The organism is Vreelandella subglaciescola (assembly GCF_900142895.1).
In the GTDB taxonomy this organism is placed as follows: domain Bacteria; phylum Pseudomonadota; class Gammaproteobacteria; order Pseudomonadales; family Halomonadaceae; genus Vreelandella; species Vreelandella subglaciescola.
This window is the reverse complement of record NZ_LT670847.1, coordinates 591,436-605,353: the sequence shown is the minus strand read 5'-3', so window position 1 is coordinate 605,353 and position 13,918 is coordinate 591,436. Positions and strand designations below refer to the sequence as shown.

13 protein-coding genes are annotated in these 13,918 nt (G+C 61.2%); 12 read left to right on the top strand and 1 reads right to left on the bottom strand.

Annotated features, from left to right (window positions below; translation table 11 throughout):
• Nucleotides 1-40: 40 nt before the first annotated feature.
• From B5495_RS02755 to B5495_RS02735, 5 genes are all read left to right on the top strand, one after another.
• Nucleotides 41-331 carry a PilZ domain-containing protein gene (locus B5495_RS02755; protein WP_079554875.1) on the top strand — a complete coding sequence of 97 codons (291 nt, stop codon included), beginning with the start codon at nt 41-43 and terminating at the stop codon, nt 329-331.
• 54 nt (nt 332-385) lie between these two features.
• On the top strand, nt 386-1,216 hold the full coding sequence (locus B5495_RS02750; protein ID WP_079554873.1) for a TatD family hydrolase: 831 nt from the start codon (nt 386-388) through the stop codon (nt 1,214-1,216).
• A 62-nt stretch (nt 1,217-1,278) separates the two neighbouring features.
• Nucleotides 1,279-1,842: a DUF1285 domain-containing protein gene (locus B5495_RS02745; RefSeq protein WP_079551115.1), complete on the top strand. Its 564-nt coding sequence runs from the start codon at nt 1,279-1,281 to the stop codon at nt 1,840-1,842.
• Nucleotides 1,833-4,037, top strand: a complete 2,205-nt coding sequence (locus B5495_RS02740; RefSeq protein WP_079551113.1) for an ATP-dependent helicase — start codon at nt 1,833-1,835, stop codon at nt 4,035-4,037. The genes B5495_RS02745 and B5495_RS02740 overlap by 10 nt, the downstream gene beginning before the upstream one ends.
• Nucleotides 4,038-4,107: 70 nt before the next feature.
• Nucleotides 4,108-4,926: a sulfurtransferase gene (locus B5495_RS02735; RefSeq protein WP_079551112.1), complete on the top strand. Its 819-nt coding sequence runs from the start codon at nt 4,108-4,110 to the stop codon at nt 4,924-4,926.
• Between the two features lie 3 nt (nt 4,927-4,929).
• Here the strand turns inward: B5495_RS02735 and B5495_RS02730 are convergent, their stop codons facing one another.
• Nucleotides 4,930-6,609, bottom strand: coding sequence for an electron transfer flavoprotein-ubiquinone oxidoreductase (locus B5495_RS02730; RefSeq protein ID WP_172824587.1), 1,680 nt, complete (start codon nt 6,607-6,609; stop codon nt 4,930-4,932).
• A gap of 284 nt (nt 6,610-6,893) precedes the next feature.
• On the opposite strand from B5495_RS02730, the gene B5495_RS02725 reads away from it, so the two are divergent.
• The 7 genes from B5495_RS02725 to nrdF all read left to right on the top strand — a co-directional run bounded on the left by B5495_RS02725 (nt 6,894) and on the right by nrdF (nt 13,615).
• A complete protein-coding gene (locus tag B5495_RS02725; protein ID WP_079551110.1) occupies nt 6,894-7,646 on the top strand; it encodes an electron transfer flavoprotein subunit beta/FixA family protein in 753 nt (250 codons plus the stop codon).
• The gene (locus B5495_RS02720; RefSeq protein WP_079551108.1) at nt 7,643-8,575 is read left to right on the top strand and encodes an electron transfer flavoprotein subunit alpha/FixB family protein; all 933 of its coding nucleotides are present in this window, start codon (nt 7,643-7,645) and stop codon (nt 8,573-8,575) included. Before B5495_RS02725 ends, B5495_RS02720 begins: the two co-directional genes overlap by 4 nt.
• 268 nt (nt 8,576-8,843) lie before the next feature.
• Entirely contained in the window at nt 8,844-9,455 is a 612-nt protein-coding gene (locus B5495_RS02715; protein ID WP_079551106.1) for a superoxide dismutase, read from the top strand.
• Between the two features lie 337 nt (nt 9,456-9,792).
• The gene (gene nrdH / locus B5495_RS02710) at nt 9,793-10,026 is read left to right on the top strand and encodes a glutaredoxin-like protein NrdH (protein WP_079551104.1); all 234 of its coding nucleotides are present in this window, start codon (nt 9,793-9,795) and stop codon (nt 10,024-10,026) included.
• A complete protein-coding gene (gene nrdI / locus B5495_RS02705; RefSeq protein WP_079551102.1) occupies nt 10,023-10,436 on the top strand; it encodes a class Ib ribonucleoside-diphosphate reductase assembly flavoprotein NrdI in 414 nt (137 codons plus the stop codon). The genes nrdH and nrdI overlap by 4 nt, the downstream gene beginning before the upstream one ends.
• The gene (nrdE, locus tag B5495_RS02700; protein ID WP_079551101.1) at nt 10,418-12,574 is read left to right on the top strand and encodes a class 1b ribonucleoside-diphosphate reductase subunit alpha; all 2,157 of its coding nucleotides are present in this window, start codon (nt 10,418-10,420) and stop codon (nt 12,572-12,574) included. Before nrdI ends, nrdE begins: the two co-directional genes overlap by 19 nt.
• 54 nt (nt 12,575-12,628) lie before the next feature.
• Nucleotides 12,629-13,615 carry a class 1b ribonucleoside-diphosphate reductase subunit beta gene (gene nrdF / locus B5495_RS02695; RefSeq protein WP_079551099.1) on the top strand — a complete coding sequence of 329 codons (987 nt, stop codon included), beginning with the start codon at nt 12,629-12,631 and terminating at the stop codon, nt 13,613-13,615.
• The last annotated feature ends 303 nt before the right edge of the window (nt 13,616-13,918 follow it).

Here is a 13,918-nt window from a genome sequence, read left to right as displayed (position 1 = left end):
CACGCCAAACGTTTTATCGCTGGATATTCCCGATGTGCCCATGTTGCTGTCAGTGTATATGCCGTTTCTGGATCGCGGCGGACTTTTCGTGGCCACCCACCATCACTATGCGTTAGGTGATGCGGTGGTGCTGATCATGGCGTTGCCCGGGGAAAATGAGGATTTGACGGTTAACGGTCAAGTCGTCTGGATTTCACCGGAAGGCGTGTCCGGGCGGCGCAGGCCGGGTATCGGCGTGCATTTCAGCAAGCAGGACTACAACGTCCGCGATCGGATCGAGACCCTGCTGGCCGGGCAGCTGGATACCGCCGGGCCGTCTTTAACCCTGTAACCGCCGCGTGCTGCGCCATGCGCCGCGTTGCTTTCCAACTGCGAAGTTTTTTTCATGTTTGTTGATTCTCACTGCCATCTCGACCGCCTTTCCGACAAGACCCACGGCGGCGACGTTGCCGCAACGCTAGACGCCGCCCGCGCCGCTCACGTCACCCAGTTTCTGGCCGTGGCCGTCAGCCTCGACGACATGCCGACGCTTGCCGCGCTGTCCCGGGAGCACGATGACGTGGTGATTTCCGCCGGCCTGCACCCGCTGCATACGCCGGAGACCGAGCCTGATGCCAACGCCATCATGGACGCCGCGACCCAACACGGGGCGGTCGCCATTGGCGAGACCGGGCTTGACTACCACTATCGTGAAAGCGTTCCGGCAGACGTTCAGCACGCCCGCTTTGAACAACACCTGATTGCCGCCCGCGAGCTCGGGCTGCCGGTTATCGTGCATACCCGCGAGGCCAAGGAAGATACCCTGGCGCTTCTGGAAAAGCACGTTGACCCAAGCGTTGGCGGAGTGCTGCACTGCTTTACCGAAGATCTCGACATGGCGCGCCGCGCGGTAGGGCTGGGGTTTTATATCTCGCTGTCCGGCATTGTCACTTTTGCCAGCGCCACCGCGCTGCGTGAGCTGGCGCGCAAGCTGCCCCTTGACCGCATGCTGATTGAGACCGATAGCCCCTATCTGGCGCCGGTGCCGTATCGGGGCAAGCCCAACGAGCCGGCCTTTGTGGTTAACGTGGCTGAGTGCCTTGCCGCAGAACGCGGCATCAGCGTAGACGAGCTGGCGATGCAGACCACGGCGAATTTCTACCATCTGTTCCGCGCGGCCGCCCCGCAAGCCTCAAAGCAGCAGCGCGAATCATTAGGCAAGGCCGGGCTTGTGTAACGCACCATCTATTCAAGACGGCAACTCGTCAAGACAGCAACACCGCGGAGGGGTAGGCCAGCATGAACCTTGATCATTTGCTACAGCACAGCGAAACGGCGGCCACCATTCCGCCGGTTGATCAGTGGCAGCCGCCTTTTTGTGGCGACATGCCGCTGACCATCAAGGCCGACGGCAGCTGGTGGCACGAAGGCGCGCCGTTTAAGCGTCCCGAGCTTGTCCGGCTGCTGGCCAGTCTCCTGCGTCATGACCCTGAAGGCGTTTGTCTGGTCACGCCCACCGAGCGCGTTCGCATTGAGGTGGAAGACTGCCCGCTGATGATTGTTGCCGCGCATCAAATTGGCGGTGATTGGCGGCTGACCACGCAGCACGGCGACGAGCTGACGCTTGACGTTGACCATCCGCTCACCATGACGCGTACGCCAGGCGGTGATGAAGCGCCCGAAGTACCGGTGCGCTTTGGCCTTGCCGCGCGGCTGAGTCGCAACGTCTATTATCAGCTGGTTGACGCGGCGAGCCTGCGCGAGGGTGAAGGCCATACCGACGTCGGGGTGGAAAGCGCCGGTGTCTGGCACGTGCTGGGCACGCTGAACGACGTTGAGGCAAGCGAGTCGCCGTGGAACTGACCTCACAGCAGCAGGCGGTGATCCGCCACGATGGCGGCCACGCGCGGGTCGCGGCAGTGGCGGGGGCGGGCAAAACCACCACCATGGCCGCGCGCGTGCTGCACCTGCTGGCACAAGGCGTCGCGCCAAGGCGCATGCTGGTGCTGATGTTCAACCGTTCGGCGCGGGAAGATTTCCAGCGCCGTCTGGGGCTCATGGCGCCGGCGGGGCAGCCGCTGCCCGACGTACGCACCTTCCATTCATTGGGCCACCGGCTGACCCAGAGCCTGTGCCGCTGGGGCGCGCTTGAGCCGCGCCGGCTGCTCGCCGCCGACTGGCAGCTGGAGCGCCTGCTGCGCCAAGCCAGCCTCAACGTGCTGGAACACGAGCGCGAACGCCGCGACGCCGCACTCGAAGGCGACCGCCTGGAAACCCTGGCGCACTACTGCGCACTGGTCAAAGCCGAAATGGCCGAGCCCGAAGCGCTCTACCCGCGCCTTGATCTGGACGACGATACCGACTATTTCCCCGCCGCGTTTCATGAGGCCGAACGCCTGCTACGCGCTGAAGGCGTGATGACCTACGCCGACCTGCTTTACCGGCCGCTGCGTGCGCTGGAAGCCGATGACGCGCTGCGCGCGCGGGTGGCCGGCTTTCTTGACCACGTTATCATCGACGAATATCAGGACATCAACGCCGCTCAGCAGCGGCTGTTGGCGTTGTTGGCGGGAAAGAAAGCCGCTGTCATGGCGGTAGGCGATGCCAACCAGTGCATTTACGAGTGGCGCGGTGCGCACCCTGACACCATGCTGACCGATTTTACCGCCACCTTTGGCCAGGCCCGTGATTACCCGCTGTCGATCACCTTTCGCCACGGCCACGCGCTGGCGCTGACGGCCAACCACGCCATTGCTGCCAATCAGCGCCGCCCCGACCAGCTGTGCCTGGCCGCCGATGCCAACCCCGCGACCCGGGTGTCCGTGGGGCAGGGCAGCCGGGTACTGCTCGATGCGCTGGCCGACTGGCAGGCCAAGGGGCGGGGGCTTGCCGAGACCTGCCTGCTGGTGCGCAGCTGGGCGCTGTCGGTGCCGTTTCAGCTGGCGTTGTTACAGGCCGGCCTGCCGTTTCGCTTAGCGCGGGAAGACCGCTTTGTGTTCCGGCTGCCGCTGGTGCAGGCGCTGGCCGGCTATCTCCGGCTCGCCCGCCAGCCAGCGCTGCTGCACGATCCCGAGTTATTGCACTTGTTGCTGGCGCAGCCGACGACCTTTGTGGCCCGGGAGCGGCTCCGGCGGCTAGCCTCCCGGCTGGCCGAGACGCAAAACTGGCCCGACCGCAGCGATCCGCTGCTGGCCGAGCTCAAGCCGATGCAGCGGCGCACGCTGAAAAAACGCTGGGCGCTGCTGTGCGAGCTGCCCACATTGAGCGCCTGGCCGCCGGCGAAGCTGCTGCGCCATGTGGTTAATGCGGTTGAGGCCGAGAAAGTGCTCAAACGCGCCGCCGCGAGACGCGCCAAGGGCGAAGAAGACGTGCGCCTGCTGGACGTACTGATCGAGCAGGCGGAAAACGTGCCCGACGCCGACGCCTTTATCGAACTGCTGCAGCGGCCGGTACAAAACCAGGCCGGCGGCGTGCTGATCAGCACGGTTCACGCCGCCAAAGGGCTTGAATGGCCGTTGGTCGCCATGGCCGGCGTCAATGAAGAAGATTTCCCCCACTACAGCCGCGATAATCCGCTTTCCAATGAGCGCCTGGAAGAAGAGCGGCGGCTGTTTTATGTGGGCGTGACGCGCGCCCAGGAAGAGTTATGGCTGCTTCATGACGGCGGCGGACATCGCCCCAGCCGCTTCATCGGCGAGTGCGCCTGGCAGGACAGCATGGCGATAGCCGGGCGGATTGCCGCCGATATGCCGGCTGACGCACCACTTCCCGTGGCCGACCCCGGCCTGGCACAATGCTATCTGTCCGCCCTGGGGCGCGACGATATTGCCCTGGTTGAAAGCGTGCGAGATGCCTCAGCGCCTGCGAACGCCGGCGCCGCGTCGAGTTACTTTCCTGGCCAGCGACTGCGTCATGCGGTGTTTGGTGAGGGTGAGGTGGCCGCGGTTGAGGGGAATTCTGACGACCCGGTCATCGACGTGCGATTTCTCAGTGCGGGCCGGCGGCGCCTGGTGGCCAGCCGTGCGCCGATCGAGCCGCTGGACGCCGCGGGGCGTTAGGAGGCAAGCTTGGGCTTACGCTAACCGGGCTTGGTAATCAGTAGGCCTGGGTGTAAACAAGGAGCACGCCATGAAACATCCGTTGATCACCGCTGAGGCGCTGGGCGCCGCGCTTTCCGGGGCGAAGCCGCCCCGAGTGCTCGACTGCCGCGCACGGCTTGACGACGCCGGTGCCGGCGAACGGCTGTGGCTTGAAGGTCACGTGCCGACTAGCCAGCATGTGGATCTGGATCGCGATCTGGCCGCGCCGCCAGGGTGCGGTGGGCGCCACCCGCTGCCCAGCCCCGAGGCGTTTATCAGCGTGGTACAGCGGCTGGGGATTGATCCCGCGCAGCCGGTGGTGGTTTACGATGATCGCGGCGGCCAGCTGGCGGCCGCGCGCACCTGGTGGATGCTGGCCGTTTGGGCCGGCCACCCTGACGTACGCGTGCTGGACGGCGGGCTGGATGCCTGGCAGCAAACCGGCGGTGAGTGGGCAACCGATGCCGGCGCGCCGTCGCCAAGCGATTGGCAGCCTCGCTTGGATGACAGCGCCTGGGTTGATGCCGACGCGGTGGCGGAGGGTTCCATGCTGCCGGTGGACGCCCGAGCTGCCGCGCGTTTTCGCGGCGAGGCCGAGCCGGTGGATCCGGTGGCCGGACATATTCCCGGTGCCCAGTGCCGGCCAAGCGCGAATAACCTGACTGACACGGGACATTTCAAGCCGGCCGCCACGCTAGCCAGCGAGTTGCCTGACGCGCCGGCGGTAGTGGCCTACTGTGGCTCCGGCATTACCGCCTGTCATAACGTGCTGGCCTATGCCGTGGCGGGGCGGCCGCTCCCGCGGCTTTACGCCGGCTCATGGAGCGAATGGATCACGGACGGCGAGCGTCCCGTGGCCACCGGCTAGACGCTACATATTGGGGTAGTTGGGGCCGCCGCCGCCCTCCGGCGCTACCCAGGTGATGTTTTGCGCCGGGTCCTTGATATCACACGTTTTACAGTGCACGCAGTTCTGGAAATTGATCTGGAACTGCGGTTTGCCGTCGCTATCTTCCACGATTTCATACACGCCGGCCGGGCAGTAGCGCTGCGCCGGTTCGGCGTATTCGGGCAGGTTATCGCGCACGGGAAGCTCGGGGTCCGCCAGGTGCAAATGGCAGGGCTGGTTCTCTTCGTGGTTGGTGTTGGAGAGAAACACCGAAGAGGGCTTGTCGAACGATAGCTTGCCATCGGGTTTGGGGTAGTCGATGGGCGTGAACGCGGCGGCGGGCTTGAGCGTGCCGTAATCGGTGCTCGTATCGTGGACGTTGGGCAGCCGATTGCCGATCAGCTGATTAACGAAATTATACGCGCCGCCCAGTACGGTGCCGTAGCGGTGAATGGCCGGACCAAAGCTTGCGCTTGCCTTGAGTTCGGCCCAGGCCCAGCTGGCTTCCCATTTGGCGGTAAATTCGGTCAGTTCGCGGCCGCCTTCATCGCCGGCGGCAAGCGCTTCAAATACGCTTTCGGCGGCGACCATGCCGGATTTCATTGCCGTATGTAGTCCTTTGATCTTGGCAAAGTTCAGCGTGCCGGCATCGCAGCCAAGCAGCAGGCCGCCGGGAAAGGTCATTTTGGGCAGGCAGTTCATGCCGCCCTTGGTCAGCGCGCGCGCGCCGTAGGCCAGGCGTTTGCCGCCCTGCAGGTGTTGGCTGAGCACCGGATGATGCTTCATGCGCTGGAACTCATCGAAGGGGGACACCCACGGGTTCCGGTAGGAAAGGTCCACGATCAGCCCGACAACCACTTGGCGGTTATCGGCGTGGTACAGAAACCAGCCGCCGTGGGTGTCGCCGCTGAGCGGCCAGCCGGCACCGTGCAAGACAAGCCCCGGCTCGTGCTGTTCGGCGGGCACTTCCCAGAGTTCTTTCAGGCCGAGGCCGTAATGCTGGGGATCACGGCCTGCGTCGAGCGAGAACTGCTCGATCAGCTCCTTGCCCAGATGCCCGCGCGAGCCTTCGGCAAACAGCGTGTAGCGGGCGCGGAGCTCCATGCCGGGCATGTGGCCGTCTTTGGGCGTGCCGTCGGCGGCGACGCCCATGTCGCCGGTGACAATGCCGACGACGCGGCCGTCCTCGATGAGGGTGTGCTGGGCGGCAAAGCCGGGAAATACGTCAACGCCGAGCGTTTCGGCCTGCTCGGCCAGCCAGCGGCACAGGTTACCTGCGCTTGCCACGTAGCGTGTGACGCCACCGCCGGTGTTGCGCATGCTCCTGGGCACCAGCGCGTGGGGCAGTTTCTGTGCTTTCTGCGCGTCTTTCAGCAGGTAGACTTCGTCGCGCACGGCGGGGGTGTCAAGCGGCGCGCCGCGCTCGGCCCAGTCGGGGAACAGCTCGTCCAGCGCGCGGGGCTCGAAGATAGCGCCGGAGAGGATATGGGCGCCTACCTCGGAGCCTTTTTCCACCACGCAAACCGACAGCTCGTGGCTGGCCGCGTTGGCCTGCTGCATCAACCGGCAGGCGGCGGAAAGTCCGGCCGGGCCGGCGCCCACAATGACGACGTCAAACTCCATGACGTCGCGCTCTACGGTGTTGTCTATCCCGTTTTTCATCATGCTTTCACCCCCGTTCTGGTCCCCGTTTTCCACCGCGGTCTCTCCTGTTCTCCTGCGGGCCGCTTGCAGGCAAATCTTATGCGATACGGCCTCATTTTTAAACGGTCGTTTGCTTCTGATTATGCTGCATGGTAGGCATAATACCTGCGCAAGAACACTCCTTCGATGGTTATCCGCGCGCATTTTCATGCCGACGCTCGTCCGCAAGCGCGCCAGCACGGCGTTGTGCGCGGATAACCATCCCGAGCATCGGCGTTAACTTCAGGCCAAGCGAGGCACCTATGAAAGTACTCGTCGCGGTGAAACGCGTCATCGACTACAACGTTAAAATCCGGGTCAAGCCGGACGGCTCCGACGTTGATCTTACCCACGTGAAAATGGCCATGAATCCCTTCTGCGAAATCGCCGTGGAAGAGGCCGTGCGGCTCAAGGAAAAGGGCGTTGCCAGCGAAATCGTGGCCGTGACCATCGGCCCCAGGGCCGCGCAGGAACAGCTGCGTGCCGCCATGGCGCTGGGCGCTGACCGCGCGATTCACGTAGACACCGATGAGCGCGTGGATTCCCTCGCTGCTGCCCGGGTGCTGGCAAGCGTCGTCGACGAGGAGAAGCCCGGACTGGTGCTGTTGGGCAAGCAGGCGATTGACAGCGATAACAATCAGACCGGCCAGATGCTGTCGGCGTTGACCGGCTTTTCCCAGGGCACGTTTGCCTCCGCGCTCGAGGTCGACGAGCAGAGCGTTACGGTAACGCGCGAAATTGACGGCGGGCTGCAAACGCTGCGGCTCTCGCTGCCGGCGATCATCACCACCGATCTGCGCCTGAATGAGCCGCGCTACGCCAAGCTGCCGCATATCATGAAGGCCAAGAAAAAGCCGCTGGACGTGCGCACGCCCGAGGCGCTGGGTGTCAGCATGGCCTCAAATATCAGCCTGCTGGGCGTCGAACCGCCGGCCGAACGTCCGGGCGGGGTGAAAGTTGCGTCGGTCGATGAGCTGATCGAAAAACTCAAGAACGAAGCAAAGGTGATTTCATGAGCATTCTGGTACTTGCCGATCTGCACGACGGCCAGCTTGCCGGCGTAACGGCCCATGTGGTGGCGGCGGCTCGCGCCATTGGCGGCAGTATCGATGTGCTGGTGGCCGGTGACAGCGTTCACTCAGCCGCTGAACAGGCCGCGACGCTTGACGGTGTCAGCCGGGTGCGGGTAGCGGATAACGCCGTGTATGCGCACCAGCTGGCCGAGCCGATGGGCGAATTGCTCGTCGCGCTGGCCGCTGACTACACCCACGTGTTGGCCAGCACCTCGACCACGGGCAAAAACGTGCTGCCGCGCCTGGCCGCGCTCAAGGGCGTCGGGCAGATGTCCGATATCATCGCCGTGGAAGCGCCCGATACATTCAAGCGCCCGATTTACGCCGGCAACGCCGTGGCGACGGTGCAAAGCGCCGATGCGCTCAAGGTGATGACGGTGCGCCCCAGCGCCTTTGATGCCCTGGGCAAGCGTGCGGAGGCTGGCGCCACCATCGAGGCCGTTGACTACGTCGCCGCCAACACGCAGTCGAGCTTTGTCAGCGAAAAGCTGGCCCAAAGCGAGCGCCCGGAACTTGGCGGTGCCAGCGTGATCGTGTCCGGCGGGCGCGGTATGGGTAACGGCGAGAATTTCAGGCTGCTGGGCGGCGTCGCCGATAAGCTCGGCGCCGCCGTAGGCGCCTCGCGGGCGGCGGTAGATGCAGGCTTTGTGCCCAACGATATGCAGGTCGGGCAAACCGGGAAAATCGTCGCGCCGGAGCTATACATCGCCGTGGGGATTTCCGGTGCGATTCAGCATCTGGCCGGCATGAAAGACTCGCGGGTGATCGTTGCCATCAACAAGGATGAAGACGCGCCCATTTTTCAGGTGGCCGATTACGGTCTGGTGGGCGACCTGTTCGAGGTGCTGCCGGAGCTTGAAAGCAAACTTTAAGCAATTGAATGTACACTGCTTGTTGCCATCCAGCGGCGGGCTCTAAGGGCGCGCATCGGCTTTTTTCTGCGTGGCGTATTCGATACACTCTGAATAGTTGACGACGCCGCTGGGTTTTATGCCCGCTGCCGTTGCCGGTTTCTATCGTCAGTTTTTATAGACGGGGCAGGTAAAAAGCCCAAGCGGTTGAAATCGACCCGATCAGGCCGCACCTTATGGGGTGTCAACAAAAGCACTGGCGAAATCATAACGCAAGGAGAGGATGAAAATGGCACATACACTGCCCGAGCTACCCTACGCTTACGACGCGCTAGAGCCGCACATCGACGCGACGACCATGGAAATCCACCATTCGCGTCACCACCAGACCTACGTCAACAACCTCAACGCCACGCTTGAAGGCACGGGCCTTGAAGACGTACCGGCCGAGGAACTGCTGGCCAATCTGGATCGCGTCCCCGAAGCCAAGCGTCAGGCGGTCATCAACAACGGCGGCGGCGTTGCCAACCACACCATGTTCTGGCAGATGATGTCGCCCAACGGCGGCGGTAATCCGCACGGTGACGTGGCCAAGGCCATCGACTCTGAGCTGGGTGGCTATGAAGCTTTCCAGGACGCGCTGAAGAAAGCTGCGCTGGGTCGTTTCGGTAGCGGCTGGGCATGGCTCTCCGTTACGCCGGAGAAAAAGCTGGTCGTTGAGAACAGCCTCAACCAGGACAGCCCGATTTCTCACGGCAACACGCCGGTGCTGGGGCTGGACGTCTGGGAGCACGCTTACTACCTCAAGTACCAGAACAAGCGTCCGGATTACATTGCCGCTTTCTTTAACGTCGTCAACTGGGAAGACGTTGAGCGCCGTTATCAAGCAGCCGTCGCGTAAGCGAACGCGCTAGCGCTACCCTGACGGTAGCGTGAGATGACCGCCCGCTGTTGAGTCAGCGGGCGGTTTTTTTGCGTTAACGGCTTGTCTTTGGGTGCTTTTTTTATACCTTCACAGCGGTTCTTATCCCCTGCCTGCGCTTGGCCGTTTTGTCCTTTAGCACAAAATCTGGCGTGTGGGTATATTGACATTTTTATTTCCTCGCACATCTACATATAGATATTTTCTAGCTTGAAATGGCCGATATATACTATATATTGTGTGCATCGGGCGGGTGCTCTCAAGCGCTGATGCCTTTGTAAGGCCTATTTCACACGCGATCTGGCGAGGAAAAGCAATGACTATTACGGTTTACAGCGCGGCGGCGTGCGTTCAGTGCTCGGCAACCTACCGTGAAATGGAAAAGCTGGGGCTTTCCTATACCGTTATCAATCTGGACGAGACACCCGAAGCCAAAGACGACATCATGCGTCTTGGCTACCGCCAGCTGCCGGTGGTCACCGCCGGTGAGACGCACTGGTCGGGCTTTCGTCCGGATCGCATCCGCGAACTCTCCGCCGCCACGGCATGAGCGAATCGCCCGGGGTCGTGTACTTCTCGACCAAGTCGGGCAATACCCGACGCTTTGTCGAGAAGCTAGGGCTGGCGGCGCAACGCATTCCTTTTGAAAGTGATATGGCGCCGTTGAAAGTACAGTCACCCTATATTCTCATTGTGCCCAGTTATGGCGGTGGCAACGCCGCGGGCGCGGTGCCCAAGCCGGTCATCCATTTTTTAAACGATGAGCACAACCGGCGCTTCATTCGCGGCGTGATTGCGGCGGGGAATACCAATTTTGGCACGGCCTACGGTATTGCCGGGCGCATCATCGCGGAAAAGTGCGATGTGCCGCTATTGTATCGATTCGAGCTGTTTGGCACGTCGCAAGACGTCGCTAACGTTCGTCAGGGAGTTACCTCGTTTTGGCAACAACATCTGTAGCACCAGCGCCGTCCCAGCAGGCATCAAAAACGCTGGATTATCATGCCCTTAACGCCATGCTTAATCTTTACGGCGCCGATGGCCGCCTGCAGCTGGACAAGGATCGCGAGGCGGCGCGCCAGTATTTTCTGCAGCACGTTAATCAGAACACCGTGTTCTTCCACTCGCTGGAAGAAAAACTCGACTATCTGATTGAAGAGGATTACTACGAAGCCGAAATGCTCGATCAGTACAGCCCGGCGTTTATCAAAGCGCTGTTCGAGCAGGCTTACGCCTACAAGTTCCGCTTTTCGAGCTTTCTCGGCGCGTTCAAGTACTACACCAGCTATACGCTGAAAACGTTTGACGGCAAGCGCTATCTGGAGCGCTTTGAAGACCGCGTGTGCATGGTCGCGCTGACGCTTGCCCGCGGCGAAGAAGCGCTGGCCAAAGCGCTGGTGGATGAAATCATCAACGGCCGTTTTCAGCCAGCAACGCCGACGTTCCTCAACTGCGGCAAGCGCCAGCGCGGCGAGCTGGTGTCGTGCTTTTTGATGCGCATCGAAGACAACATGGAATCCATCGGCCGCTCGATCAACTCGGCGCTGCAGCTGTCCAAGCGCGGCGGCGGCGTGGCGTTTCTGCTCAGCAATATCCGCGAGCAGGGCGCGCCGATCAAGCGTATCGAAAACCAGTCGTCGGGCATTATTCCGATCATGAAGCTGCTGGAAGACGCGTTTTCCTACGCCAACCAGCTGGGCGCGCGCCAGGGTGCCGGGGCGGTGTATTTGAACGCCCACCACCCGGATATCCTGCACTTCATGGATACCAAGCGTGAAAACGCCGATGAGAAAATCCGCATCAAGACGCTGTCGCTGGGCGTGACGATTCCGGATATCACCTTTGAGCTGGCCAAGAACAACGAGGTGATGTATCTGTTCTCGCCTTACGACGTAGAGGCCGTCTACGGCGTGCCGTTTGGCGATATCAGCGTGACCGAGAAGTACCACGAGATGGTCGCGGACAAGCGCATCCACAAGACCAAGATCAACGCCCGGGAATTTTTCCAGACGCTGGCCGAGCTGCAGTTTGAGTCGGGCTATCCCTATGTGATGTTTGAAGACAGCGTCAACCGCCACAACCCCATCGCCGGGCGCATCAACATGAGCAACCTGTGCTCGGAAATTCTGCAGGTCAATACGCCCAGCCGCTATGATGAAAGCCTGGGCTATTCCCACATTGGCGAAGATATTTCCTGCAACTTGGGCTCGCTCAACATCGCCAAGGTGATGGATTCGGGGGATATCGGCCAAAGCGTTGATACCGCGATTCGCGGGCTGACCGCGGTCTCCGAGATGAGCAATCTGTCGTCGGTGCCCTCGGTGGCCAACGGCAACGCCCAGTCCCGGGCGATTGGCCTCGGGCAGATGAACCTGCACGGCTTTCTGGCGCGCGAGCATATCTATTACGGTTCGGACGAAGGGCTGGACTTCACCAACCTGTATTTTTACTGCGTGACGTTCCATGCGTTGAAAGCGTCCAACCGCCTGGCGATCGAGAACGGCGACACCTTCAAAGGCTTTGCCGACTCCAACTACGCCAACGGCAGCTTTTTCGACAAGTACACCGAGCAGGCGTGGCCGGCACGTACCGAGAAAGTCCAGGGGCTGTTTGAGCGCGAAGGTATCGTTCTGCCTACCCAAGAGGATTGGCGCGAACTGAAAGCCTCGGTGATGGCGCACGGCCTATATAACCGCAACCTGCAGGCGGTGCCGCCGACGGGCTCGATTTCGTATATCAACCATTCGACGTCGAGCATCCATCCGGTGGCGGCGAAGATCGAGATCCGCAAGGAAGGCAAGCTGGGGCGCGCCTACTACCCGGCACCGTACCTTTACGACGCCAACATGAAGTATTTCCAGGACGCCTACGAGATCGGCGCGGAAAAAATCATCGATACCTACGCCGAAGCCACTCAGCACGTGGACCAGGGGCTGTCGCTGACGTTGTTTTTCCCCGATACGGCGACCACTCGGGATATCAACCGCGCGCAGATCTACGCCTGGCGTAAAGGGATCAAAACGCTGTACTACATTCGCCTGCGCCAATCTGCGCTGGCCGGTACCGAGGTTGAGGGCTGCGTTTCCTGCACGCTATAACGCGGGTGACCCCTGACTCCTTTTACTTATCGCATTGCTTTCAAGGTGAGCGACATGACAGATATGCAAGCGCCGGCCGCGCCGCAGCTGACGCGGATTGACGCGATTAACTGGAACCGCGTTCAGGACGACAAGGATCTGGACGTATGGAACCGCCTGACCAGCAACTTCTGGCTGCCGGAAAAGGTCCCGCTGTCCAACGATATCCAGTCGTGGAATACGTTGACCGACGAAGAGCAGCAGCTGACCATTCGTGTATTTACCGGTCTTACGCTGCTCGATACGATTCAAAGCAGTGTCGGCGCGCCGTCATTGATGCCCGATTCGCGCACGCCCCACGAAGAGGCGGTGTACGCCAACATCACCTTTATGGAAGCGGTGCACGCGCGCTCCTACAGCTCGATTTTTTCGACGCTGTGCGCTACCCGCGACGTGGACGACGCCTTCCGCTGGAGTGAGGAAAACCCCACGCTGCAGGCCAAGTCGACGCTGATTCTGGAGCGCTACTACTCCGAAGATCCGCTGATGCGTAAGGTCGCGAGCGTGTTCCTCGAGTCGTTTTTGTTCTACTCGGGCTTTTTCCTGCCGATGTACTGGTCAAGTCACGCCAAGCTGACCAATACTGCCGACCTGATCCGCCTGATCATTCGTGATGAAGCGGTACACGGCTACTACATCGGCTACAAGTTCCAGCTGGCCTACGAAGAAGAAACCCAAGAGCGTCAGGCCGAAGTGAAAAACTACGCTTACGAGCTGCTGATGGAACTGTACGACAACGAGGTGAAATACACCGAGTCGCTGTACGACGGCGTCGGACTCACCGAAGACGTCAAAAAGTTCCTGCACTACAACGCCAACAAAGCACTGATGAACCTGGGCTTTGAGGCGTTGTTCCCCGAGAGCATGACCGACGTCGATCCGACCATCATGGCGGCACTGGCGCCCAACGCCGACGAGAATCACGACTTCTTCTCGGGCTCGGGCTCGTCCTACGTGATTGGCCGTGCAGAAGCTACCGAAGACGACGACTGGGCATTCTAAGCGTTCGCTGCTAGAACTCGGTGCAAAAAGCCTCGCTAAGCGAGGCTTTTTGCTGTGTGGCCGATGATTTTTATTTTTCTCAAGCCGATGCGCTCACATCTGTGCGGCGGCGTTAATCCTGCCATCGAAAACGCAGGTATGGGTCGCCTTGCGCGTGACTTTACCCCGGGATTAATCACCATATATTAATGATAAATATTGTCATCTTCGCGTGAGCTGATAGGCTGTAGCGCATAAACGTAAACCGTTCTTATATCTTAGCCGTTCTTACTTGGAGACCGGCTACGCTATAACTGATGCATC

What these genes read in the sequence shown, in the direction of transcription:
- nrdH (WP_079551104.1), top strand. Translation starts at nt 9,793, where the DNA reads ATGACTATTACGGTTTACAGCGCGGCGGCGTGCGTTCAGTGCTCGGCA.
- nrdI (WP_079551102.1), top strand. Translation starts at nt 10,023, where the DNA reads ATGAGCGAATCGCCCGGGGTCGTGTACTTCTCGACCAAGTCGGGCAAT.
- nrdF (WP_079551099.1), top strand. Translation starts at nt 12,629, where the DNA reads ATGACAGATATGCAAGCGCCGGCCGCGCCGCAGCTGACGCGGATTGAC.
- B5495_RS02745 (WP_079551115.1), top strand. Translation starts at nt 1,279, where the DNA reads ATGAACCTTGATCATTTGCTACAGCACAGCGAAACGGCGGCCACCATT.
- B5495_RS02750 (WP_079554873.1), top strand. Translation starts at nt 386, where the DNA reads ATGTTTGTTGATTCTCACTGCCATCTCGACCGCCTTTCCGACAAGACC.
- B5495_RS02720 (WP_079551108.1), top strand. Translation starts at nt 7,643, where the DNA reads ATGAGCATTCTGGTACTTGCCGATCTGCACGACGGCCAGCTTGCCGGC.
- B5495_RS02735 (WP_079551112.1), top strand. Translation starts at nt 4,108, where the DNA reads ATGAAACATCCGTTGATCACCGCTGAGGCGCTGGGCGCCGCGCTTTCC.
- B5495_RS02725 (WP_079551110.1), top strand. Translation starts at nt 6,894, where the DNA reads ATGAAAGTACTCGTCGCGGTGAAACGCGTCATCGACTACAACGTTAAA.
- B5495_RS02730 (WP_172824587.1), bottom strand. Translation starts at nt 6,609, where the DNA reads ATGAAAAACGGGATAGACAACACCGTAGAGCGCGACGTCATGGAGTTT.
- B5495_RS02715 (WP_079551106.1), top strand. Translation starts at nt 8,844, where the DNA reads ATGGCACATACACTGCCCGAGCTACCCTACGCTTACGACGCGCTAGAG.
- B5495_RS02755 (WP_079554875.1), top strand. Translation starts at nt 41, where the DNA reads ATGTTGCTGTCAGTGTATATGCCGTTTCTGGATCGCGGCGGACTTTTC.